Source organism: Mesorhizobium sp. M4B.F.Ca.ET.058.02.1.1 (assembly GCF_003952505.1).
Classification (GTDB): Bacteria; Pseudomonadota; Alphaproteobacteria; order Rhizobiales; family Rhizobiaceae; genus Mesorhizobium.
In genome coordinates, this window is the sequence record NZ_CP034450.1 from 955,638 (window position 1) to 974,977 (window position 19,340).

The 19,340-nt window shown below is 61.7% G+C and carries 23 protein-coding genes and 2 tRNA genes; 16 read left to right on the plus strand and 9 right to left on the minus strand.

Annotated features, from left to right (window positions below; translation table 11 throughout):
• Positions 1-264: 264 nt before the first annotated feature.
• Positions 265-549 (plus strand): hypothetical protein, encoded by a 285-nt coding sequence (locus EJ073_RS04815; RefSeq protein WP_145965101.1) that lies wholly within the window; start codon positions 265-267, stop codon positions 547-549.
• 175 nt (positions 550-724) lie between these two features.
• Here EJ073_RS04815 and EJ073_RS31975 read toward each other — a convergent pair whose 3' ends face one another.
• Both EJ073_RS31975 and EJ073_RS04825 read right to left on the minus strand, forming a co-directional pair.
• Complete coding sequence (locus EJ073_RS31975) at positions 725-838, minus strand: ribbon-helix-helix domain-containing protein (protein WP_245455677.1); 114 nt, start codon at positions 836-838, stop codon at positions 725-727.
• Positions 839-1,177: 339 nt separating this feature from the next.
• Positions 1,178-1,250 (minus strand) — tRNA-OTHER (locus tag EJ073_RS04825).
• Between the two features lie 143 nt (positions 1,251-1,393).
• Between EJ073_RS04825 and EJ073_RS04830 the strand changes: the two genes are divergently transcribed.
• From EJ073_RS04830 to EJ073_RS04880, 11 genes are all read left to right on the plus strand, one after another.
• A complete protein-coding gene (locus EJ073_RS04830) occupies positions 1,394-2,752 on the plus strand; it encodes a tyrosine-type recombinase/integrase (RefSeq protein ID WP_126054698.1) in 1,359 nt (452 codons plus the stop codon).
• Positions 2,749-2,934 carry a hypothetical protein gene (locus EJ073_RS04835; protein WP_126054699.1) on the plus strand — a complete coding sequence of 62 codons (186 nt, stop codon included), beginning with the start codon at positions 2,749-2,751 and terminating at the stop codon, positions 2,932-2,934. The genes EJ073_RS04830 and EJ073_RS04835 overlap by 4 nt, the downstream gene beginning before the upstream one ends.
• Positions 2,934-3,185, plus strand: a complete 252-nt coding sequence (locus tag EJ073_RS04840; RefSeq protein ID WP_126054700.1) for a hypothetical protein — start codon at positions 2,934-2,936, stop codon at positions 3,183-3,185. Before EJ073_RS04835 ends, EJ073_RS04840 begins: the two co-directional genes overlap by 1 nt.
• A gap of 308 nt (positions 3,186-3,493) precedes the next feature.
• On the plus strand, positions 3,494-3,715 hold the full coding sequence (locus tag EJ073_RS04845; protein WP_126054701.1) for a DNA-binding protein: 222 nt from the start codon (positions 3,494-3,496) through the stop codon (positions 3,713-3,715).
• 145 nt (positions 3,716-3,860) lie between these two features.
• Complete coding sequence (locus EJ073_RS04850; protein ID WP_126054702.1) at positions 3,861-4,238, plus strand: hypothetical protein; 378 nt, start codon at positions 3,861-3,863, stop codon at positions 4,236-4,238.
• A gap of 1 nt (position 4,239) precedes the next feature.
• Positions 4,240-4,962, plus strand: coding sequence for a hypothetical protein (locus tag EJ073_RS04855; protein WP_126054703.1), 723 nt, complete (start codon positions 4,240-4,242; stop codon positions 4,960-4,962).
• Complete coding sequence (locus EJ073_RS04860) at positions 4,959-7,508, plus strand: hypothetical protein (protein ID WP_126054704.1); 2,550 nt, start codon at positions 4,959-4,961, stop codon at positions 7,506-7,508. Before EJ073_RS04855 ends, EJ073_RS04860 begins: the two co-directional genes overlap by 4 nt.
• A gap of 556 nt (positions 7,509-8,064) precedes the next feature.
• Positions 8,065-8,676 (plus strand): hypothetical protein, encoded by a 612-nt coding sequence (locus tag EJ073_RS04865; RefSeq protein WP_190233830.1) that lies wholly within the window; start codon positions 8,065-8,067, stop codon positions 8,674-8,676.
• A 149-nt stretch (positions 8,677-8,825) separates the two neighbouring features.
• Entirely contained in the window at positions 8,826-10,292 is a 1,467-nt protein-coding gene (locus EJ073_RS04870) for a hypothetical protein (RefSeq protein ID WP_126054706.1), read from the plus strand.
• Between the two features lie 12 nt (positions 10,293-10,304).
• Positions 10,305-10,535 (plus strand): hypothetical protein, encoded by a 231-nt coding sequence (locus EJ073_RS04875; RefSeq protein WP_126054707.1) that lies wholly within the window; start codon positions 10,305-10,307, stop codon positions 10,533-10,535.
• Positions 10,536-10,567: 32 nt separating this feature from the next.
• Complete coding sequence (locus EJ073_RS04880) at positions 10,568-10,855, plus strand: hypothetical protein (RefSeq protein ID WP_126054708.1); 288 nt, start codon at positions 10,568-10,570, stop codon at positions 10,853-10,855.
• Between the two features lie 49 nt (positions 10,856-10,904).
• On the opposite strand, the gene EJ073_RS04885 is transcribed toward EJ073_RS04880, so the two are convergent.
• Entirely contained in the window at positions 10,905-11,396 is a 492-nt protein-coding gene (locus tag EJ073_RS04885) for a hypothetical protein (RefSeq protein ID WP_126054709.1), read from the minus strand.
• 74 nt (positions 11,397-11,470) lie between these two features.
• Positions 11,471-11,683: a helix-turn-helix transcriptional regulator gene (locus tag EJ073_RS32860; protein ID WP_126054710.1), complete on the minus strand. Its 213-nt coding sequence runs from the start codon at positions 11,681-11,683 to the stop codon at positions 11,471-11,473.
• 72 nt (positions 11,684-11,755) lie between these two features.
• Between EJ073_RS32860 and EJ073_RS04895 the strand changes: the two genes are divergently transcribed.
• Positions 11,756-12,958 carry a tetratricopeptide repeat protein gene (locus EJ073_RS04895; protein WP_126054711.1) on the plus strand — a complete coding sequence of 401 codons (1,203 nt, stop codon included), beginning with the start codon at positions 11,756-11,758 and terminating at the stop codon, positions 12,956-12,958.
• A 48-nt stretch (positions 12,959-13,006) separates the two neighbouring features.
• On the opposite strand, the gene EJ073_RS04905 is transcribed toward EJ073_RS04895, so the two are convergent.
• Complete coding sequence (locus tag EJ073_RS04905; RefSeq protein ID WP_245455469.1) at positions 13,007-13,762, minus strand: thermonuclease family protein; 756 nt, start codon at positions 13,760-13,762, stop codon at positions 13,007-13,009.
• Between the two features lie 208 nt (positions 13,763-13,970).
• Here EJ073_RS04905 and EJ073_RS04910 point away from each other — a divergent pair, with 208 nt between their 5' ends.
• Both EJ073_RS04910 and EJ073_RS04915 read left to right on the plus strand, forming a co-directional pair.
• On the plus strand, positions 13,971-14,243 hold the full coding sequence (locus EJ073_RS04910) for a hypothetical protein (protein WP_126054712.1): 273 nt from the start codon (positions 13,971-13,973) through the stop codon (positions 14,241-14,243).
• A 43-nt stretch (positions 14,244-14,286) separates the two neighbouring features.
• Positions 14,287-15,018 carry an HNH endonuclease gene (locus EJ073_RS04915; RefSeq protein WP_126054713.1) on the plus strand — a complete coding sequence of 244 codons (732 nt, stop codon included), beginning with the start codon at positions 14,287-14,289 and terminating at the stop codon, positions 15,016-15,018.
• 355 nt (positions 15,019-15,373) lie between these two features.
• On the opposite strand, the gene EJ073_RS04920 is transcribed toward EJ073_RS04915, so the two are convergent.
• The 4 genes from EJ073_RS04920 to EJ073_RS04940 all read right to left on the minus strand — a co-directional run bounded on the left by EJ073_RS04920 (position 15,374) and on the right by EJ073_RS04940 (position 18,497).
• Positions 15,374-15,667 carry a hypothetical protein gene (locus tag EJ073_RS04920; RefSeq protein WP_126054714.1) on the minus strand — a complete coding sequence of 98 codons (294 nt, stop codon included), beginning with the start codon at positions 15,665-15,667 and terminating at the stop codon, positions 15,374-15,376.
• 633 nt (positions 15,668-16,300) lie between these two features.
• Positions 16,301-16,864, minus strand: a complete 564-nt coding sequence (locus tag EJ073_RS04930) for a hypothetical protein (RefSeq protein ID WP_126054716.1) — start codon at positions 16,862-16,864, stop codon at positions 16,301-16,303.
• A 418-nt stretch (positions 16,865-17,282) separates the two neighbouring features.
• Positions 17,283-17,801: an NYN domain-containing protein gene (locus EJ073_RS04935; protein ID WP_245455470.1), complete on the minus strand. Its 519-nt coding sequence runs from the start codon at positions 17,799-17,801 to the stop codon at positions 17,283-17,285.
• Between the two features lie 620 nt (positions 17,802-18,421).
• A tRNA-Lys gene (locus EJ073_RS04940) sits at positions 18,422-18,497 on the minus strand.
• 295 nt (positions 18,498-18,792) lie between these two features.
• Here EJ073_RS04940 and EJ073_RS04945 point away from each other — a divergent pair.
• Complete coding sequence (locus EJ073_RS04945; RefSeq protein ID WP_126054717.1) at positions 18,793-19,248, plus strand: BA14K family protein; 456 nt, start codon at positions 18,793-18,795, stop codon at positions 19,246-19,248.
• Positions 19,249-19,340: the final 92 nt, after the last annotated feature.

Consider the following 19,340-nt stretch of genomic DNA (forward strand, 5'->3'; position numbering starts at 1 on the left):
CCCGAGAGGGAGTGCCTGGCGATCCGAGCGAAGTGGGCAGCATGCCGGGCGAAGCTGCGAATCTCCGCCGTCGCCACGACCGTGGACACCACCACGGATGACGGCGAGATCGTCCGCAATGCCATCACCAGTCGGCAACCCCAATTCCCCGCGCCGTGCAAATGGTTCTGGCGCGGTCACCGGCTTTGTCAAACGAACGCTAATATACGATATAGCCTGCCGCCCAGCTGCCATGTTAGATCTAGGCGGACAATGAAAGTCCTGTTGATCGCGCTAGCCGTCGCTCACAACTGGTACACCGGCTATCATGATCCGGTTACCGGCTATGAATGCTGCGAGGACAAGAAGGACTGCGGGGTCATCAGCTCGCGCTATGTCGAGCCGCTGCCTGGTGGCGGTTTCAATGTCCGCACGGGGTCCAAGACCCGATACTTCATTCCCAAGAACCGCGTCATAGAGAGCGAAGACAGCCAGCATCACATCTGCTTGTCCCCGCCGTTTTCCTATATTCGCTGCTTCTTTGCGCCCCGCACGGAGGCGAGCCGATAGACACTCGCTGCATTTCGCGAGGCCCATTTCGGAGTTGACCGGCGCCCATTGGGCGGGGGGCTTTGGGGCAAGGCGCCGGCCAGTCAGCCGCGCAAAGCAGTGCGCCTAATCTTAAGGGCGTCGATCATTTCGTCAGCCCACCCCGGCGCCGCCGCCGTTCTTGGGGATGAAGGTCTCACTCGGCCTTTAGTACCTGGTGTCTGGTCAACCAGTCACGAATGATCAATCGGACGGCTTCAGGTCGGGAAACCTCATGTTCGGCAACAAACTGATCGACGCCCGCGAGCATGTCCGGTTGAAGGCGGACCATGATCGGCACGCCCTTTCCGGTTGGGACCGGTCCCCGCCGTTTCTTTGATATCACGGTTTCGTGCTTTGGCATAAAAACTCTGATATCAGAATTTCGGTTCTTGCGAAAGCGCTAGAGCCTCACACAAACCGAATTGGAGAAGATCCGATGCCGAACAACTATGTTCGGGCAGCCGCCCAAGGTGCATGACATCCAACAACATTGTGAAGTTTGGCCCGCTGCCTCGGCGGCGGGCCATTTTGTTAGGCTCCTGTTAGGAGAACCGCCCTCGCCCGTTCCAGGTGAGAAACGATATCACATTGCATTCATTGAAAAATTTGGTGAGCGCGATGGGATTCGAACCCATGACCTACTGATTAAAAGTCAGCCAAAAGCCATTTTCCGCAAACCCTTGCGCCACAAGGCTTTGACCGTGTCCGCACCACAAGCCCTTGATTTACAAGGCGACGCTGTTTGACAAATCAGCGACAGCAGACGACACTGAGCGTCACAGGTAGACATTACGGGGACGGACACGGGCGCGGACACAAATCCATGGCACACAAACTCACCGACACCATCATCAAAAGCTTGCCGAAGCCGGCAAAGGGCAACCGGATCAGCTATGACAAGTCCGTGACGGGACTGGGCGTGCGCGTCACGGCGGCTGGCGGGCGAGCCTTCATCCTCAACTACCGCACGCGCGCCACGGGCAAGGAGCGCCGCTACACGATCGGCTCTTGCGACGACTGGAAGATCGGCGCCGCGCGCGAGGAGGCCAAGCGGCTCAAGCGCCTGATCGACAAAGGCGAGGACCCGCTGGCCAAGCTCGAAGAAGAGCGCGACGCCAAGACGATGGCCGACCTCTGTACGCGCTACGAGGAGAGGCACCTCGACGCGAAGAAGAAGCGGCCCTCGTCCGTCGTGGACGACAAGGCCATGATCCGCGATTACATCCTGCCGAAGCTTAAGGAAAAGAAGGTCGCAGATGTCCACTCCACGGACGTCGAGGACCTGCACGCGGCGATCAGCAAGCGCGGCACGAGCGGCCGGCCGGCACGCTATCGGGCAAACCGCGTGGTCGCGCTGCTCAGCAAGATGTTCAGCCTCGCGCTCAAATGGGGCTGGCGCGACCATGCCGCCGGCAACCCGGCCAAGGGCATTGACCGCAACACCGAGGCGAAGCGCAAGCGGTACCTGTCGGCCGCCGAGCTGGAGAGCCTGACAGCCGCCCTCACCGCGCACAAGGACCAACAGGCCTGCAACATCGTCCGGCTCCTGCTCCTGACCGGCGCGCGGCGCGACGAGGTCGAGAGCATGCGCTGGAAGTACTTCGACGCCGCCGAGGGAACCTGGGCAGGTGTCGACCTCGACGCCGGCAAGTGGACCAAGCCGGCGTCGACGACGAAGCAGAAGGGATGGCACGAGGTGCCGCTGTCGGCTGCTGCCCAGTCGCTGCTGGCCGGCCTGCTCGCGCAGGCGCAGGGAGAGCTGAAGAAGGGCGAGAAGCTGTCCGACTACATTTTCCCGGGCCGCGGCGGGAAAGGCCATCGCGAGGAGATCAAGACCCAGTGGCGCGAGCTTTGCATTGCGGCCGAGCTGGTCGACGTCACGACGCTCGCCAACGGGAAGACCAAGGTCACACCGAACGTGCGCATCCACGACCTGCGCCACACCAACGCCAGCGTGCTGGTCAGCAAGGGGGTGCCGCTAACGATCATCGGCAGGATGCTGGGCCACAGCCAAGTGAGCACCACGGCCCGCTATGCGCACCTGTATGACGATCCGCTGCGGGAGGCGGCAGAACTCGCCAGCGCGGCCCTTGCGCCTGTGAAGCCGGCGCCAGAACCAACTCCGGAGGACCCTGAGCCGGCTGGCGCCAATGTCATCCCGATAAAACAGAGGAGGAAATGACCGTGACGACACTGCAGCAGGCCGCAGCGGCCCTGATGGAAGCGATGCAGGCCGAGGCGGACCTCGCCCGGGCGAAGGATCACGCGCTCCTTGAGGCGCTGGCGAAGAGGACCCCGAAACGGCGCCAGCTGGAACATCAGGCCCCGACGCCCGAGGACCGCTCCGAAGAGGCTGCGCGGTGATGGTCGGACAACTTCTCGGCACGACGCCTATCCGGCCCGGTTTGGAAAAGGCCTACGATGCCGCAGTCCTCTTCGAGGCGAGGAACCCCGCATGCACACTGCAGGAGGTCGCGCAACACTTGCTCGACGAGGAAGTGCTGCCGGACTGGTGCGCCTCGGGGTGGGCCGCCGAAGCCGCGGTAGCGGAATGGCGGTCGTTCTGGCACTACCTGGCAAACATTGTTCAGTACCGTAGCTGGATGGCGCACTGATCGGAGCGGTAGGCCATCTAAAACTGACAAAAGAGCGCCCACGGGGCGCTCTTTTTTGTTTTCGGCGCGAGCTCGTAGCCCCGCTGCCGAGGCGTTTTAGTCCAGAGCAGCCTGTTGATCGGTCCAGAATCCAGCACACGGCGGCAACTTATCCGCTAAGCTACTGATTTCATTCATAGTCCCTGGGAGGTACCTGCCAGGGACCATGGACGACATCTCCGGACTAAAGGACATTTCACGGCACATGCCGGCGACAGCTAGAGCCGGAAATGTGGACCTCGAACAGACAAGGACCCCCGGAGAGAAAGATGAACGCCCACGACATTATGACGGAGTACGTGACCCAGTCTCAGCTGGCGGCAGCGCTGGGCCTCACGACCAAGACACTGCAGCGCTACGGACAGTTGCCCGACGGGCTCCCCTCCCTCCGCCTCGGCGGAAAAACCCTTTATCGCGTGAGCACCGTTCGCAACTGGATCGCTAAGCGCGAGACCAAGCCGAATCCGCGCCGGGCGGGGTCGCCACGATGACCGCCGCGACGCTGCTGGTCGCCCTGGCTGCGGGAGCCGCGACAGGGCTGCTGATCAGCGCCGTGGTCACCCTCACCGAAACCAAGGGTGGCGCCCGCCGTCGCTGACACCGGGCCTCACCGAACCGAAGGCGGAAACCATTCCAATGACCATCCCCGATCTCGACGCTTGGCGGGCGCTCTGCCCGTTCATTATCTGGCGCGACAGGACCGGCCGCGAAGTCCTCGCCAACCGCCTGCACGTTCCGATCCTGCAGCGATATCGCGGTGTCGCGTCGGTCGCCGATCCGACAGAACAGGTAGCATGGGTCGAGCGCGAGCTGCTCTGGCACGGCGACGCAAACGCCCCGTGGTCGGCCACGGTCGGCGCCACGGCATCGCTTGCCCGCGTCAATCGCATGCTCGCTCAATGGGGCCTGCCGGCGCTGCCAAAGCCACCTCGGCCGGGCGCCAGCCCAAGGGGCGCTCGGGCCGACAGCGCGCAGCCTTGGGCCGCGCATTTCCGGCAGAAGGCCGCATCCTGAAATGGTTTACGACCTCGCGCAGCGCGTGACAGTGCCGCCGCTCCTGAAGGCCGAGTTCGCCAAGGCGCGCGACACGGTCGAGCACGCGCGAGGCTGGCGTCGCCACCAGGCGGCGCGCCTGCTGGCCGAAGACTATGGCTACCGCAACGGCTGGCGTCTCCCGGCCCGGCCCTTGTCCTTCTGTCTGGGGCAACTAGAGCGGCGATCGAACCAGACACGGCGCAGCGAGATCGGCTACCCGCAAGAGGGGTTTGAAAAACCGATCTTCTATCGCGCCGACGGGCGGCCGGCGGCGATCGTCGCGCATCCCTACCACATCGACGAGCGGCAGCTGGCCGGTCTCCGCGAGCGGTATCTGCTACGCTTCGAAATCGACGCGACCTACCCGGCATGGCTCGCGCTCGGGCTCGGCGCGAAGCTGCTTGTCATCACGCCGGACGATGAGCGCATCGCCGCGCTCGACGCCGAGGTGGCGCGTCTGCAGGACACCTACCTCAAGGGCTCGCTGGCCGCTTGGCGCGCGCATCTGCGCGGCGAAGGCATGCCGATGACGGTCGGGCGGCGCGGCGGCCACGCCGCGCCCGGCTTCGGCTCGATCGCGCCGCACGATCCCGAGCGGGCCGCCCAGCGGGCCGCCTTTTTCCAGCGCCAACAACCCCGACAGGAACGCGCCGCCGTGGAACAGCGAACGCAACTCAGATTTTTCAGGAAACCGGACCAATGAACGCCATGGCCAAAACCACCCCTCTCAGCCCCACCGAAGTGCGCCTGCGCGTGAAGGCCCACGGCTACTCGCCGCTGCCGAACAAGGCGAAAGAGTGCGTCCTGCGGGAGTGGCCGACGGTCGAAGCCACAGAGGAGCTTATCACCAAGAAGTGGAGCCGGATGCTCGGATGCACCGCGACCGGCATCCGCCTCGACGATGACCTCGCCGTCATCGACATCGACGTCGATGACGAGGTGCAGATCAAGAACATACTCAATCGACTTTATGACGCTTTTCCCGACACGCTCGGCAATCCCGACGTGCCGCTGCTGATCCGCCATGGCGGCGGCGCCAAGCTCGCCATTTTCATCCGCACTGACGAGCCGTTCAGCCGCATCGCCTCGCGTGGCTGGACCAAGCCCGGCGAGACCGTCGACGACGGGGTCCACAAGGTCGAAATCTTCTCCAGCGCCTCGGCTCGCCAGTTCGGTGCCGTCGGCCCGAGGAGCTTCGCCAAAGATGGCAGCATCGAGACCGAGTACAGGTACAAAGACCGCTCGCCGCTCGACACGCCGAAGTCCGCGTTACCCCTCGTCACTAAGAAGCGGTGTTTCGAAGTCGCCGACATCGTCGAGGAAGTGCTCGACGCCGCCGGCTGGTCGCCTGTCGAGCGGACCACCAAGGGCGAGAGTTCCGTCGAAGCCAAATACGATCTCACCGAGGATATGAAGTTCGATTGCAAAGACGGCGTCACTCGCACGCTGGCCGAGCTGCCCGACGCGGCGGCGGCATGGCGGGTCGCCGGTCAAACCCTACGCTGCTCGGCGGCGTGGCTCGAAGGGCCGGGCGCCAAGAAAACAGAGCGATGCATCATCGGGCTCGACCACGCCGGCAACGTGTTCGTTCACGAGTTCACGACCGGCAACCACTACCCGGTGTCGGCCGCGCCCGAGGCCCGCGACATCAAGGTCACCGATCTGGCGCAGAAGCTGAAGGAAAAGGGCTATGCGCCGCCGCGCCTGATCCAAGTCAAGGCCGGCGCGCTGCACGAGTTGGCAACCGAGGCCGAGCAGGCGCTGCTCGAAGCTCATGCGCCTTTTTACGTGCACGGCGGCGCGATCAAAAGGCCCGTGGTCGAAGAGGTCGAGGCCTCGCACGGGCACAAGACCAAGGTTGCCCGGCTCACGCCAGCGACCCCCGACATGATGCGCGATCATCTCAGCCGCGTGGCGAACTGGGAAAAGTACGACCTGCGCAGCAAGAAACTCGTGCCGACAGACCCGCCTCGCGACGTCGCGGCGACATTGCTGGCGCGCGATGGCGAGTGGAAGCTGCCGAAGCTCGTCGGCGTCATCACCACGCCGACGCTCCGGCCCGACGGCACCATCTTGAGCGAGCCGGGCTACGATCCCGAGACCCGGCTGCTGCTCGTCGAGCCGCCGATGCTGCCGCCGATCCCCGACCAACCGACCCGCGACGCCGCGCTCGCCGCGCTCGGCACCCTCGACGCCCTGCTCGCCGAGTTCCCGTTCGTGAACGACGCCAGCCGGTCGGTGGCGCTGTCAGAGCTGATCACGCCCGTCGTTCGCGGCGCAATGACGCTGGCGCCGCTCCACGCGAACACCGCGCCCGAGGCTGGGACCGGCAAGAGCTACATCGTCGACATCGCATCCGCGATCGTAAGCGGGCAACGCTGCCCGGTGTTCGCGGCCGGGCACACCGGGGAAGAGACAGATAAGCGCATCGGCGCCGCGCTCATGACAGGGCAGGCGCTGGTCTCGATCGACAACCTGAATGGCGAGCTCGGCGGCTCCAGCGTGTGCCAAGCGGTCGAAAGGCCCGTGGTCGACGTCCGCGTGCTCGGGCAATCCAAAAACGTGCGCGTCGAGAACCGGGCGACCTTCTTCGCCAACGGTAACAACATCAAGCTTGTCGAGGACGTCGTGCGGCGCACGATCCTCTGCTCGCTCGACGCGAACATGGAGCGACCCGAACAGCGCGAGTTCAAGGCCAAGCCCTACGACCTCGTCATCGCCGACCGTGGCCGCTACATCGCCGCCGCGCTCGTGATCGTGCGCGCCTACGTCGTGGCGGGATGCCCCGACACGCTGCCAGCGCTCGCCTCGTTCGAAGACTGGTCGCGGCTGGTCCGCTCGGCTCTGGTCTGGCTTGGCCGGGCCGACCCGGTCGAGACGCAGGAAGCCGCCCGGCGAGACGACCCGAGCAAGAACCTGTTTCGACAGTTCGTCGCCTCTTGGCGCGAGACCAGCGGCACCGACCAGCAACTGACCGCCACCGAGCTGAAGAAGCTGGCGGAAGAGAAGACCAATATCAGCCCGTTCGAACCAAAGCATCTCGAACTGCACGCCGCTCTCGTCGCTATCGCGGCGCCGCCCGGCCGCGGCGAAATTAGCGCGCTACGGCTCGGGGTGTGGCTCGGCGAGCGCTTCGGGCAAATAGTTGACGGCGTGAAGCTCCACGGCGGCAAGGACAAGCACACAAAGGTCAACGTGTACTGGCTGACTGAGACGGCGCCGCATGGTAGCGGCGCTGGCGAAGGGTAGTTCTGCGGGTAGTTGCGTATAGTTGCGGGTATCGTTTTGCTCAAACGCAGCAAACTGTCAGTGGTAATACACGCCATCCGATATGACAGTTACGTTGAGACGGCTGGAATGATACCCGCAAGCCTCCGCAACTACCCGCAGCCGTTTGAAATATCGCGACCGTCGCGTGCTGGAGCACATGCGAGAGCGACCGCTGTGCCTGTCGCATGCTACGCGGACGTGCCCGAGCCGCCGGCACGCCTGCCGATCGTTGTAGCCAACGGAGGGCCGCCGGCAACGAATTAAGGCTCACCTTTCTCTATACTCCCTAAAGAAAGCAGTTGCGCCAGGCCGCCGGGTGCGTCTCGACGACGGTCTTGCGTCCAGCCGCCCTCCCTGCTAGGAATATAGTCCTCGGCATCGCTCTGGTATCCCGGTTTCCGCCGCCATGCCAGACCCGACCCGGGAAAGCGTCCTCCGCTCTGGTTCGGTGCGCGGAGGCCGCACCATTGGGCGGCCCTGCTCCCTTCGGTAAGGAGCGGGGCCGCCACCCCCATCGAAAGGACGCTCCCAGACCATGGCGCGCGGACGAGGAAGACCCCCGAAGTTCTCCGAAGAGCAGGCGTTCGCCGCTGCTAAAGCCGGCGGCGGCATGTTCGCGATCGCCGATCGTCTGGGCGTCGACCGGCGTACGCTGGTCAAATGGCAGAACAGGCACCCCGGTTTTAAAGAGGCTGTAGAGAGGGGCCGCAAGGCTGACGCCGAGAAGCCGACCCAGGAGCAATACGAGGCCGCCGTCGACCTCCATGAGCGCGCGCAGTCGCTGCGCTCGCTGCTGGCCGACCTGACGCCGCCCGAACCCGCCAAGCCCGATCCTCGTGACGCCGAGCGCGCTGCAGAGCTGAAGACCGAGGTCGAGAAGATCGCGCCGAGGCCGCTCTCACCCAACCCCGACCGGCTTGACGTTGCGGTGATGATCGCGGCGGCGGCGAAACCCTCGATCGCCCGGAGCAGGCGCGGACCGGAGCCGCAGGCAAGAGCAGAGCCGACACCGGAGCACCGGCCGCCCAGACGGACAGCCTCGCCAGCAACTGACGAAGACACGCCGGAGCTGCCCTCGCCCGATGACGCATGGCGACGGCGTTTCGGCAACGGCGCGGAGTTGCAAGACCCGCGCAGCGGATGGTGACAAGTTCGCGACAAATAGCGACAACAGCCATCAACTGATAAGTAATCAGAGGACATCTGACGACAACCAACTGATTTCTTTCTATTTTTCTTGTGCTAGGGATTTATTCCTGTATTGTGTCCGTTGGTAGTCCACCGGAGCACCGAAAAATGTCCCCTTCCAACCGTGACCGCCTGCTCGCCGATCTCGCCGACGACAACGACGAGAATGGCCTTGGCGACGGGCTTAGCGATGGTCTCGAAGACGACAACGAAGGCGGCGCGCCCGCCGCGCCAGCTATGCCGCCGTCGTCGTCGACAGCCCGCCCGGCGCCCTCCGAAGACGATGACGAGGGTTACACGTCCGAAGCCCAGCAACGCGCCGCCGAAGGTAAAGCCACTTTGCGGCCGCCCGACGTGAGCAATCTCTCCGCCCTGCCCCTCGACGAGCTGCTGAGGGCCCTCGTCAACGCGACCAAGCCGAAGCGCCGCACACGTGGGCTCAACGCCGATGCCCTCCTGCGATCGAAGCAGATTGACCGCATCGCTGCCAAGCTCGCCAGCACCGAGAAAAATCTCGCCGCGCTCGAAGCCCGCCGTGCCGACGTCGACGTGCTCGACGATCGGGCGCTGAACACCTTCCAACGGCAGCTTACGGACGCCGAGGCGACGATCAAGACCTTGCGCATGGCCCACGCGGCCCATGTCGGCATCCACGAGCGCGAGAGCGCCGAGGAAGCCCGGCAGGCTCTGGAAACCAGTACGCGCACGACAATCGCCAATCACGCCGCACAATACGCCGCAGGCCTTCAGGAGCTCCATTTCTACGCCGCCCAGATCGTCGCCCTCGGCGCCACTCTCGACGACCACAGGCAGGCCATGGAAGGTGCTTCCTACGTCGCCCGCGAGCGGGGCCAGCCGGAACTCGCCTTCGATCCGGAAATCCTCCGCCGCGCCGTCTGCCGCCTCTTTGAGACCGAGCCGAAGGCGGCCGTGATGCCCGAACGCTGGGGCGAGACCGATGAACAATGGCACAAGCGCCTGTTTCAGACGCTGCAAAGCCACGCCGAAGGCCGCATTCGCGGCGACGATCGCGACCAGCGGAACCTGAGGCAGGATAGGCCGCGCATTGAACGGGCCAGGAAACTCTATGTCGAGCGCGGCGACGACGAGGACGACACCGCGTACGGCCTGCGCCAGCTGGCGCACCTTGCCGAGCAGCTGCCGTGCCGGCAGGCCGAAGGCGAGAGCGACAGCGACCACATGGCCCGGCTGCTCGGCGTGCTGGCGAAGACGCTGGGCATCACCCGCCAGGGCGAAAGCGACAGCGCCTATCTGCTGCGCGTCGGCAATGCCCGCGCCATTGCCGCCGACCGCATCGGCGACGTGCTCGACACGACCGGTCAGAAGGCGATCCCGACCATTGAGGTGCATTGCTCCAGCCCGGCGACCGCCGAGCGCCTGCGCCGCCAGCGCGGTCACCAACGCCTTGTCGGCGAGTTGGACCCGTGGGCCGGCGGCCAAAAGGTCTCGGTCCACAGCCGCATGACCGTCGCGCCGCCGCCCCGGTCCCTGCCGCCATCGCAACCGCTGCCGTCGTGGGTGCAGGACGACGTCGCCCGCTTCGGCGACAGCTAATGGAGAACTGCAATGCCAACCGCAAACAACCGCTTCAACGCCTTCAACTCTAGCCTCGCCACGCTCGCCAGACAGTCGGGAGCGCCTGAAGACCGCACCGCCGCCATCCGCGCGGCTCATGAGCAGGCCCGGCGTGACGAGCTGGCGTGGCCGGCGAGCAAGGCGAAAGTTCCGCCACCCAACGGCAACCAGGACCTGACCCTGCAACAGCTCAACGCGCTGGCGATCGGCCCCAACACATGACGTGCTTCGTCTGATCCGGAAGTTCGACCACCATGGCCGTCATCACGAAAAGGGGTTTCCCGCCAGTCGCCGCCACCATCGGCTCGTATGCCGCGCAGTTTGGCGGCCCGGCTGGCGCTAATGGCGTCGTCCTCGACGACGCCATTCAGCCGCGGAACGGCAGCAACCAGACGCGGCTCGAATACCTCCTGCAGGGGCCCGACAGCGGCGATGCCGGTGCCCGCTTCAACTGGCGTTCGATGTGCACAGTCACGCCAGTCGAGCAGATGGTGCGAACGCTGCTGCCTTACATGCCACCCCTGACAAGACCTTCCCGCTGAGCTTGCAACAGCTGGCGAGCCGCGCGCATGTGCAGCGACGGGTGGACTTTCAGAACCGATCCCTGCCGAACTTTTCCCTGATATACTCGATCGGTGACCGAACGCGCCTATGTGTCATCCGCATGTAAGGCTCGAATATGGAAGGCATTTGCCTCAGGAATTCGTCTGCCTCCCGCAGCCGTTGTTGATTTCGATCAGTCTTTGCGGTTGTGTCGTCGTCCGGGTACATTCGCTCAGGCTGGGATAGTGGTTCGAATTGTCTAACCAGCTTCGCGAATGAGGAAATTCTGGCGAAAGCGTCCGGGCCAAAAAGAAACTTTCCTTCAAGTATTCCTTCACGAGTTAGGAGTTGGCATTCTTCGCCAGCTTCCTTGTTTGTCACGAGCGATAGAGCAGCTGTCTCAAGCTTGGAGTAGACCGCCTGTCGACGGTCGAAAAGATCGAGCAGTACCTTTTGATGCGCTGTCCTCCATTGAAGGAATGCGATGATCGCAACAGCTATGCCGATTGTTGGCGTGAGAAGCGCAGCCAGAGTCTGCATTGTTCCCTTCCCCAAAGTTGGATCGACGTGGCGATCAGCATCCCATCGCCGGCACCGTGAGCTTCGGTATCTCGCTATTCTTCCTCCGACAATAAATCCATCGGCCTTACGCCTATTGCTTCAGCGATCTGCCAGAGCGTAATGACCGTTGGGTTCCTTTTTCCCATCTCCAATCCGCTTACGTAGGCACGGTCTACGCCCATTCGATCGGCGACCTCATGCTGCGTGAGGTTAGCCGCGATGCGGCAACGCTTCACGTTCTTCGCAACGAGCTGACGCATGTCCATACGGCATGCGTGGCGAATTGTGCACTTTAATGCGACGCACTATAGTGCACCATACAATGGTGAGGGGCTGTCATGTCTGCACTAAAGAATCTCGCATGCCAGTTCGTGGTGCTGACGTTCTTTGCGTCCACTGCGTTATCCGCTGAGCAGGTGGACGAAGGGCCGCGCAATCTCGATCGCGCCGTGACCCTTTATCGGCAAGGAAATTTCGTGGGGGCGCTGTCCATTATCAGACCGCTAGCGACGTCCGGCGATGCCCGTGCAGAAACTTATCTCGCCAAGATGCTTCTCTCAGGTCAGGGTGTTCAGAGGGATGCGCCCGCTGGATTGGCGCTGTTGCGTGCTGCAGCTGATCAGGATTATCGCGAAGCAGAATTCCTGCTCGGGGCTGCATATGCGTCAGGAGAGCCAGGCCTACCGGTAGATTACGTGGAGGCCTTGAAATGGCTGATAATAGCTAGAGCCCAAGACGGGCTAGCATACGGCATGCTGAGGGATCAGATGGGCGCCGAGAACGTGGCGACAGCCACTGCCAGGGCCGCGCGCTGGCGCGAAGACACCGACCGCAGAAAAGTGCAAGCTGCCTTGGCTCTCGGCAATAAGAATGAAGTTTCGGATTATCTTACCCGACTTGCTGATGAAGGCATACCAGCTGCCCAATATGAGCTGGGTTTGTTATACGCCGCCGGAGTACCGGATGGCATCCCTTCGAAGAAGGTGCCAGGGTTGATGGATTTTCTACCGAATGACCGAAAGGCTGCAGAATTATTTCTTAGGGCGGCATCGTTAGGTTATCCGCCGGCTCAGTCGAGGTTTGGGGCAATACTTTACGAAGGTCGAGGAGTGACCGCCGACAAGGCCGAGGCGGCGAAATGGTTCGAAAAGGCAGCTGCCCAGTCGGAAGTCAGCGCGATGATTGCGCTGGCGGACATGCTAGCAGCGGGAGATGGTGTCCGACAGGATCAAGGTCGAGCGTTCACATTGTACAGCCATGCTGCGGGCAAAGGTGATCCAGCGGCAATGAAGGCGCTGGGCGAGAGTTATGCAAGCGGCAGGCTTACCGAGAGAGACACCAAGCTTGCGTATATGTGGCTCACTCTGGCCAGTCAAATATATAGAAAAGAGCTTGTTGAGGTCTCTGCAAAAGAGGCCGACCTAACCCGCCTTGGCTTGGTCGAGCTGATGTCCCAGGATGAAATAGATCGTGCCAAGAACGCCACAGACATGTGCTTGAGCACATACTACCAACAATGCGGGGCATCATCTCTTCAATGAGCGCTGCTTATGTTTGTGAGATTTTGACCGATCGATGTTCCGGTGCTCTCATCCGAAAGGCAGCTCAGCGCGTCGGTCCTGGCTAGCATAACGTCTCGCACGCCACCCCATCGCCGTCGCGATCCAGTTTCCCGCCCAAGAGCAGTTCTGCAGATACCATTGGGCCTCGTCACACGAACTGATCTGCTTGCACGTCCGCCGCGGCTCGCATGAGTTGCCGCTCTGCGCGACCAGCTTGCGGCTGACGATGCCGAGCGGCTGGCTCGGCGGCGCCGCGCCGTCAGTGTGCGACGAGCGCCAGTCCCAAGGCGGTTCGAAGTTGCCGACCCAAAGACCGATCTTGGCCGCCTGCGCCTTCGCCTGCTGTGGTGCGTAGGAGCCAAGACTGTAGAGCGGCCAGTCGAGCGCTTGGCCATGCTCGACCATCCACGCCGCCACGCTGACGCCGTCGGCGCGCCGGCAGTCCCCGACGAAGCGGTGATAGCGATCCCAGGTCACGAACGTGCACTGCACCGGCCTCGATGCGGCCAGGAACGCATCCAGCGCTTCCGCCGATCGCCGGCCGCAAGGATATTCGAAGCCCTTGGCATCGTCGCAGTATTGTTTGCTCTCCGGCGCGTCGATCCCGTTGAAGCGTATCCGCTGCCCGTGGACTTCGATCGTGTCGCCGTCGATCACGGAGGCTACGCCGGCGATGGCGACCAGCTTCGGCTTAATCAAGTTCTGCAAATTGATTTCCGGTAGCGATCCGCTGTTATGCATGACAAATTGCGTCACCAAGGCCGCAAATGCGGCTACGGTCACGAACACAAGCCGCAAAGGCACAGCCGACAACCAGCGTGCTCGATTACGCTTAGTTCCGCTGCGCTTTCGCCAATGCATTAGGTATCCCCCGACACCGAACACGATAATGCGCCTTCCACACTTTGTTGTCGAATCCATTGTTGGACAGGCTTGCGATTGGCCTTGCATTACGCAATGTTAGCAGCGGGTTAGAGGATTTGGGGGGACCATGAAGCGATTTTCTTTGACCGCCGCTGCGTTTGTTTGCTTGGCGGGTTGTGCTACGCCACCGGACAAGATTGCAGGCGTGCCAAATGCGGGCCCTTGTACCCAGGCCGATAAAGAACGCTTGGCCGTTTTGACAAACCAACAGAACAAGGCCGCGACCGGTGACGCTCTCGGTGTGTTCTTGATTGGCGTTCCGGTTTCCTCGATGTCTGGCGGCGACCACGAAACCGAAATTGCCGTGCTGAAAGGTCGTTGTGGTCCGCCGAAAACCTGATGGTGACGGAGCGTCTCGGGTCAGAACATGAGGGGAATTCGCAATGCCCGTGACGAGCGGTTCGGGTAATCCAAAGTGGACACGCGACGAGACCTTACTGGCGCTCGATCTGCTTTATCGGCATGGCAAGCCGATCGACAAAAATCACCCGGACGCTGCGGAGCTGTCGCGGCTGTTGCGGGCGGCAAACATCTACCCCCAGACTGACCGGAAAGAAAGTTTCCGTAACGCTGACGGCGTGGCGCTGAAGACGCAAAATCTGTTTTCTGCCTTGCACCCTGAGCGCCGATTGAGTTCTTCCGAAATGGACAGGACCGTCGTTGTCGAGTTCCCAGATAGCCGCAAGTTCGAACTGGCAGAGATAGCAGCCGCAATTCGACAGGCGTTGGTCGGCAACTCATCGGGCGAGACTGATGAAGACGACGACCTTGAAGTCCCGGAAGGGAAGTACCTCGCCGCGCGTCATCGCCAGAGAGACCGGAGGCTCCGAATGCGGCTGATCGACAAGCGGCGTGCCAGCGGGCTGAGATGTGAAATCTGCGATTTCTCCGTGGACGCAAGCGCCCCTAAATCGACCGACAGCTTTTTTGAGGCCCACCACACAACACCGCTGGCCGCGGCAGAAGGCGAACGAACAACCCGGCTTTCCGACATGGCCCTAGTCTGCGCCTGCTGTCATCGCTTCATTCATCGGCTGATTTCTGACAACAAACGCTGGGTAGGGATTGCCGAAGCTGCACAGGCTTGGAAGGCTCTCGCACTTAGATCGTTGTGAATCTGCCTTACTATTTCTCTGGAGGGGTTGGATGCGTCCCGTTTGCTTGATGGCGCTATTTTTTGCAGCGCCCGGAGTCGGCTGGGCACAGCAGCAGGAGATGGCCGCGCCGCAGCCGAGGTGCTGGCTAGGATCAATGAGCTATTCGCCTGGAGCAACTGTTCGAGCCGGCGATAACGTTATGCTGTGTACGCCCGCGTTCGCTTGGGAACCGGCCACAAAATCCGCAGCGTCAGGGTGCATTTTCAAAAGTGAGTTTTATAATTCCGGCGCTGTGGTGAGCGGCAACGAATGCCAGCCCGACGGCACGTGGACGACAGTTTCTCCAGCTAAGCCTTAAGACGTGTCGTGCTGGTCAGGCGGTGCCTTCGGTCGAACTCTCCTCGTCCATCGCATGCGGCACCGGCAGATAGGCGTTAGCCATCAACCAATCGTCCAAGATGGTCTCGACCAGATCGAGCTTCCCTTTGCCCATCTCGGCGGCCAGGCCATTCAGCATCTCGTCGGTGCGCGGATCGAGACTGAGCCCGCCCACATTCCTGAGCAGCAGCGCAGCCCTTCGCAACAGCACTTGCAATTCGGCCCGCGAGGCGTCTGCTATGTGATCGGCAGTGCTTTCCAGTTCATGCACGAATTGATGACGGGACATCGGTTACGCTCCTAAAGGAATTTCTCGCCCTCGCCGCGGTGTTCGAAGCAGAACCAGTGGGGCGCCTGCTTCGGCCTAGCGAAGCCCCAGGCGGCATCTTTGCTGCAGCCGTCGTGCTCGCAGACGTGGTGCTGCACGCCGGGCGGGGTGCCATATTCAGGCTTGGGCAATCGGATTTCGTCGCTCATAAGCAACAGTGAACGAAATGAGAACAAAGCTGTCAAGCCGCCTCTTGACCAGAGCCGCCGCCGTTCCTCATTTCAGGGTAATGCCCGAGCAACCCGAGAAGTGGCCGAGAGGTGCCGCCTGGACCCTGACGCATGCCCACGATGCGGGGCAGGTCGCAGGCATCAGGTGCGGCTACTGTCGCGTCACGCGCTACTACCAGCCCGGCAGAGCTTAGGGAGGTGATCGGGAACGTCACGATTGACAAAGTGCGGGATAAGGTACGCTGCCAAGAATGCAAAAGCCGTGAGTGGATGAGGGCCCAGCTCTTTCATCCGACCGGAGAGCAGGCGCACACAATCCGGTACAGGCGGCTTGTGGAAATCCGATGGGAGAAACGAGTGATCTGGTGGGACGAATAGCTGCGGGAGCCTTTGCGGCTCTCGCAGCCAACTGCATGTCAAAAGCTTATTCGCCGGAACGCAGGATGCCTGTCTTACCCGGGTACTGGGCCTTGCTGTTCTGACGCCACCAGAACTCGACGCTCACGGGGATGTGCCATTTCTTTGCAAGCCGGTCGACCTCCTTCCAAGCGTCAGATGCCGACTGGCCCTGGACCGAGATACCCAAATCGGGATGGTACTTAAACCCGTCGTCCTCGAAGCGTTCTGCCTTGGCAGGTACGCCCAGGGCTCCAACGAGAGCATCGCCGTCGAGCTTACTCTTGGCTCTCACATGCTTGATCATCGTCAGCAAGATAGAAGCCCAGCGAGGGCTGGGTAAGTTTTTACTGTTGATGGTCACCTTAAGAGGCTTCGTAAACGCCAGGCCCGGAGCTGTGGTGAAATGCAGGGCTGGGCCGTCTGTTGAGATCGCCTCCTCTGGCTCGTCGTCACGCTCTAGTCCCAGCTGTTCCATAGCCTCGCGCACGATCCGGTCGATGGTCTCGGTAGGCGTCTTCGTGCCGAACCAGGTCGAGATCGATTTAAGGTCCGAGAAAGTAGCGTCGTTGATTCTAATCACAGGCATCATTGGGTCCTTCCCTCCGCGTTAACACCAGAGGATATGTAACATATAAGCTGATTTTGCAAGAGGATATGTAACATATTCTCTGAGCGGCCGTTGGATGCTCATAACCCGCTAACTGTTTTTCCTCTTCGAGAAGAGCAAGCGCATCGCGCCCACCCCCAAATGCCCCTGCCCGGCCGCTTCTACCGCGACCGACCAAGCGTCTGCGCTAGGTCATAGTACGGCGGGGTCTGTTGCCCGCAGGGTCTCCAAACCGCCTATGGTGGCGCGCGCCATCAGCTTGGCGCTCGGGGGGGGGGGCGCCGTGACATCGCGCCCCCGCGGCGACTTGTAGAAGCACAACGGCGACGCGGCGATATCGCCGCATTTCAACGGCGTAATGCGAGCGCCGGGGCTGCGAAACCGGGCAAGACCTCCCAGTTCACAGTTTCGCTTTGACGGCTTTTTGGAACGTGGCACGCATGTGCCTGATTTCACTGGTCGTCAGCTTCCCGCCGATCGCCGAGCCGCAGATTGGTAGAAGCTTTTTGTCAAGCTCAGCAGGAACGCCCCGGTCTGTCTCCCAATAGGCCGCAACCCCCTCGATATCGGTTTTTCCAAGCCCATCGACGAAGGTAGTGACCGTTACGGCTATAGTGGCCAGGTTATGGGCTTCTCCTGTCGCCGGAGTAGATGCGGCCTTCGCAGCAGCCACCTTTATGACTTCTTCTTTCTCTTCCCTCACCGATAGAAAGGTCTTGATCGTATCGGCTCCCCACTCCGTTGTCGTGTCTGCTTCCAACATGAGTTGCTGGGACTGCGACCCGCGACTTGGCGCAATGCCGAGCAGATGCACTCTTACCCCATAGTTTTGCGCAATCTGAACGCCCACGCGAACATCTTCATCCCCCGACAGAAGAATGGCATCGCCGATGGACTTTAGTCGGGCCAATTCGATCATATCAGTCACAATAAGGGAATCGACGCCCTTTTGCTGCCCGTGGCTGTTTATGAAACCTAGCCGAAGTTTGACATCGTCTAGACCTGCCACCGCAGCTTGATCGGTCGTTGGCCGGCTGCCACTTACGGCACCATCATACCAGTAAATTCTCAGGAGCTTTGTGTCTGGGGCTCTCTGCGCCACCTTCTTTCAGGCATTCCACGGCCTGTTTTGCGTCAAGGCTAACTGCCGTTCTGGCCTTCTTGCTGCCAGTTAGCGCAGTGCTGCCCTGTGCGAAAAGGTAGCCCGCGTCCACAAAGACTGCGCACCGATCCATTGTCCCCGCCCCACAAATAGCAAGGGCTCCCGCAGGAGCCCTTTTATGCCGTCACGGCCACAATTTACGTATCGGGACGCGACGGAGTAACCGGTTAAATGGCACGTACGCTGTCACTTCGCAAGTGAGATTATTCACATTTAGCGTGAAACTCAATATCAACAATGTGTTGACGAATTGTTTGTTCCGCGGTTTGTCCGGACGAATTCCCTCCCCGATTTTACGGACACCGCACGGACACAAAATCAGATGGACACGAAAACCGGCGCTCACCTCTTACAAATTATTGATTTTACTTAGTTTTTGGTGAGCGCGATGGGATTCGAACCCATGACCTACTGATTAAAAGTCAGTTGCTCTACCGGCTGAGCTACGCGCTCCCGCGGGCTCGAATAAGGCCGCCCTCGAAATTGCGCGGAACATAGGGAGAGTGCCTCGACGGGTCAACCGGAAAAACATGGCCTCCAGGCTGGATTTTCGCTGTGTTCGGCGCGGCATTGTGGCCATGCGGGCATGCGCGGCATAGCGCATGAGAGGGCGAAGGGCTTGCCTCCGTAAAACGCCACCACCGTCAAGGCGCATTCTGCAATCTGAACGGGAACCTGGGAACAATTGCCTATGTCGCCCGTTTTTTCGGACACAAGGGACGTCAACAACCCTTCGAGGAGAAGAGCGATGAACAGGATCGCATCCAGCCTGCTGGCGGCCGCGCTGTCGGCGTCTTTCGTGGCGGCGGACATTGTGCCAGTCAATGCCCAGCCAAATTATGTACCGCTGGGCCAGGGGCTGTCTTCGGACGTCCAGACCGTGCAGTACCGGGACTGGAGGAGACACCGCGCGCTCAATCGCGAATTCTCGCGCCGGGACGGTGTCGTGTACTGGAATGGCCATCGCGGTTATCGCGAATATCGTCGCGGCTATCGCCGTCACGGCGACTTCTGGTTCCCGCTGGCGGCCTTCGCCACGGGCGCGTTGATTACCGGTGCCATCATCAACAACCAGAACCGTGTCTATCGCGGTGGCGATGCCCATGTCCAATGGTGCTACGACCGCTACCGCTCCTACCGCGCCTGGGACAACACGTTCCAGCCGTACAACGGCCCGCGTCAGCAGTGCTATTCGCCCTACTGACCTGATCATCGGAACACGGGAGGCTGCGGAGGCCCGTGCCGGCAACGGCACGGGCCTTTCGCGACATCCCGGTCAAGGAAGCGATCCGCGGA

Bases quoted from the DNA above. Each gene is read 5' to 3' on its own strand.
- EJ073_RS31975 (WP_245455677.1), bottom strand. From the start codon at position 838: ATGCTCGCGGGCGTCGATCAGTTTGTTGCCGAACATGAGGTTTCCCGA.
- EJ073_RS04830 (WP_126054698.1), top strand. From the start codon at position 1,394: ATGGCACACAAACTCACCGACACCATCATCAAAAGCTTGCCGAAGCCG.
- EJ073_RS04835 (WP_126054699.1), top strand. From the start codon at position 2,749: ATGACCGTGACGACACTGCAGCAGGCCGCAGCGGCCCTGATGGAAGCG.
- EJ073_RS04840 (WP_126054700.1), top strand. From the start codon at position 2,934: ATGGTCGGACAACTTCTCGGCACGACGCCTATCCGGCCCGGTTTGGAA.
- EJ073_RS04845 (WP_126054701.1), top strand. From the start codon at position 3,494: ATGAACGCCCACGACATTATGACGGAGTACGTGACCCAGTCTCAGCTG.
- EJ073_RS04850 (WP_126054702.1), top strand. From the start codon at position 3,861: ATGACCATCCCCGATCTCGACGCTTGGCGGGCGCTCTGCCCGTTCATT.
- EJ073_RS04855 (WP_126054703.1), top strand. From the start codon at position 4,240: ATGGTTTACGACCTCGCGCAGCGCGTGACAGTGCCGCCGCTCCTGAAG.
- EJ073_RS04860 (WP_126054704.1), top strand. From the start codon at position 4,959: ATGAACGCCATGGCCAAAACCACCCCTCTCAGCCCCACCGAAGTGCGC.
- EJ073_RS04865 (WP_190233830.1), top strand. From the start codon at position 8,065: ATGGCGCGCGGACGAGGAAGACCCCCGAAGTTCTCCGAAGAGCAGGCG.
- EJ073_RS04870 (WP_126054706.1), top strand. From the start codon at position 8,826: ATGTCCCCTTCCAACCGTGACCGCCTGCTCGCCGATCTCGCCGACGAC.
- EJ073_RS04875 (WP_126054707.1), top strand. From the start codon at position 10,305: ATGCCAACCGCAAACAACCGCTTCAACGCCTTCAACTCTAGCCTCGCC.
- EJ073_RS04880 (WP_126054708.1), top strand. From the start codon at position 10,568: ATGGCCGTCATCACGAAAAGGGGTTTCCCGCCAGTCGCCGCCACCATC.
- EJ073_RS04885 (WP_126054709.1), bottom strand. From the start codon at position 11,396: ATGCAGACTCTGGCTGCGCTTCTCACGCCAACAATCGGCATAGCTGTT.
- EJ073_RS32860 (WP_126054710.1), bottom strand. From the start codon at position 11,683: ATGGACATGCGTCAGCTCGTTGCGAAGAACGTGAAGCGTTGCCGCATC.
- EJ073_RS04895 (WP_126054711.1), top strand. From the start codon at position 11,756: ATGTCTGCACTAAAGAATCTCGCATGCCAGTTCGTGGTGCTGACGTTC.
- EJ073_RS04910 (WP_126054712.1), top strand. From the start codon at position 13,971: ATGAAGCGATTTTCTTTGACCGCCGCTGCGTTTGTTTGCTTGGCGGGT.
- EJ073_RS04915 (WP_126054713.1), top strand. From the start codon at position 14,287: ATGCCCGTGACGAGCGGTTCGGGTAATCCAAAGTGGACACGCGACGAG.
- EJ073_RS04920 (WP_126054714.1), bottom strand. From the start codon at position 15,667: ATGTCCCGTCATCAATTCGTGCATGAACTGGAAAGCACTGCCGATCAC.
- EJ073_RS04930 (WP_126054716.1), bottom strand. From the start codon at position 16,864: ATGATGCCTGTGATTAGAATCAACGACGCTACTTTCTCGGACCTTAAA.
- EJ073_RS04935 (WP_245455470.1), bottom strand. From the start codon at position 17,801: ATGATCGAATTGGCCCGACTAAAGTCCATCGGCGATGCCATTCTTCTG.
- EJ073_RS04945 (WP_126054717.1), top strand. From the start codon at position 18,793: ATGAACAGGATCGCATCCAGCCTGCTGGCGGCCGCGCTGTCGGCGTCT.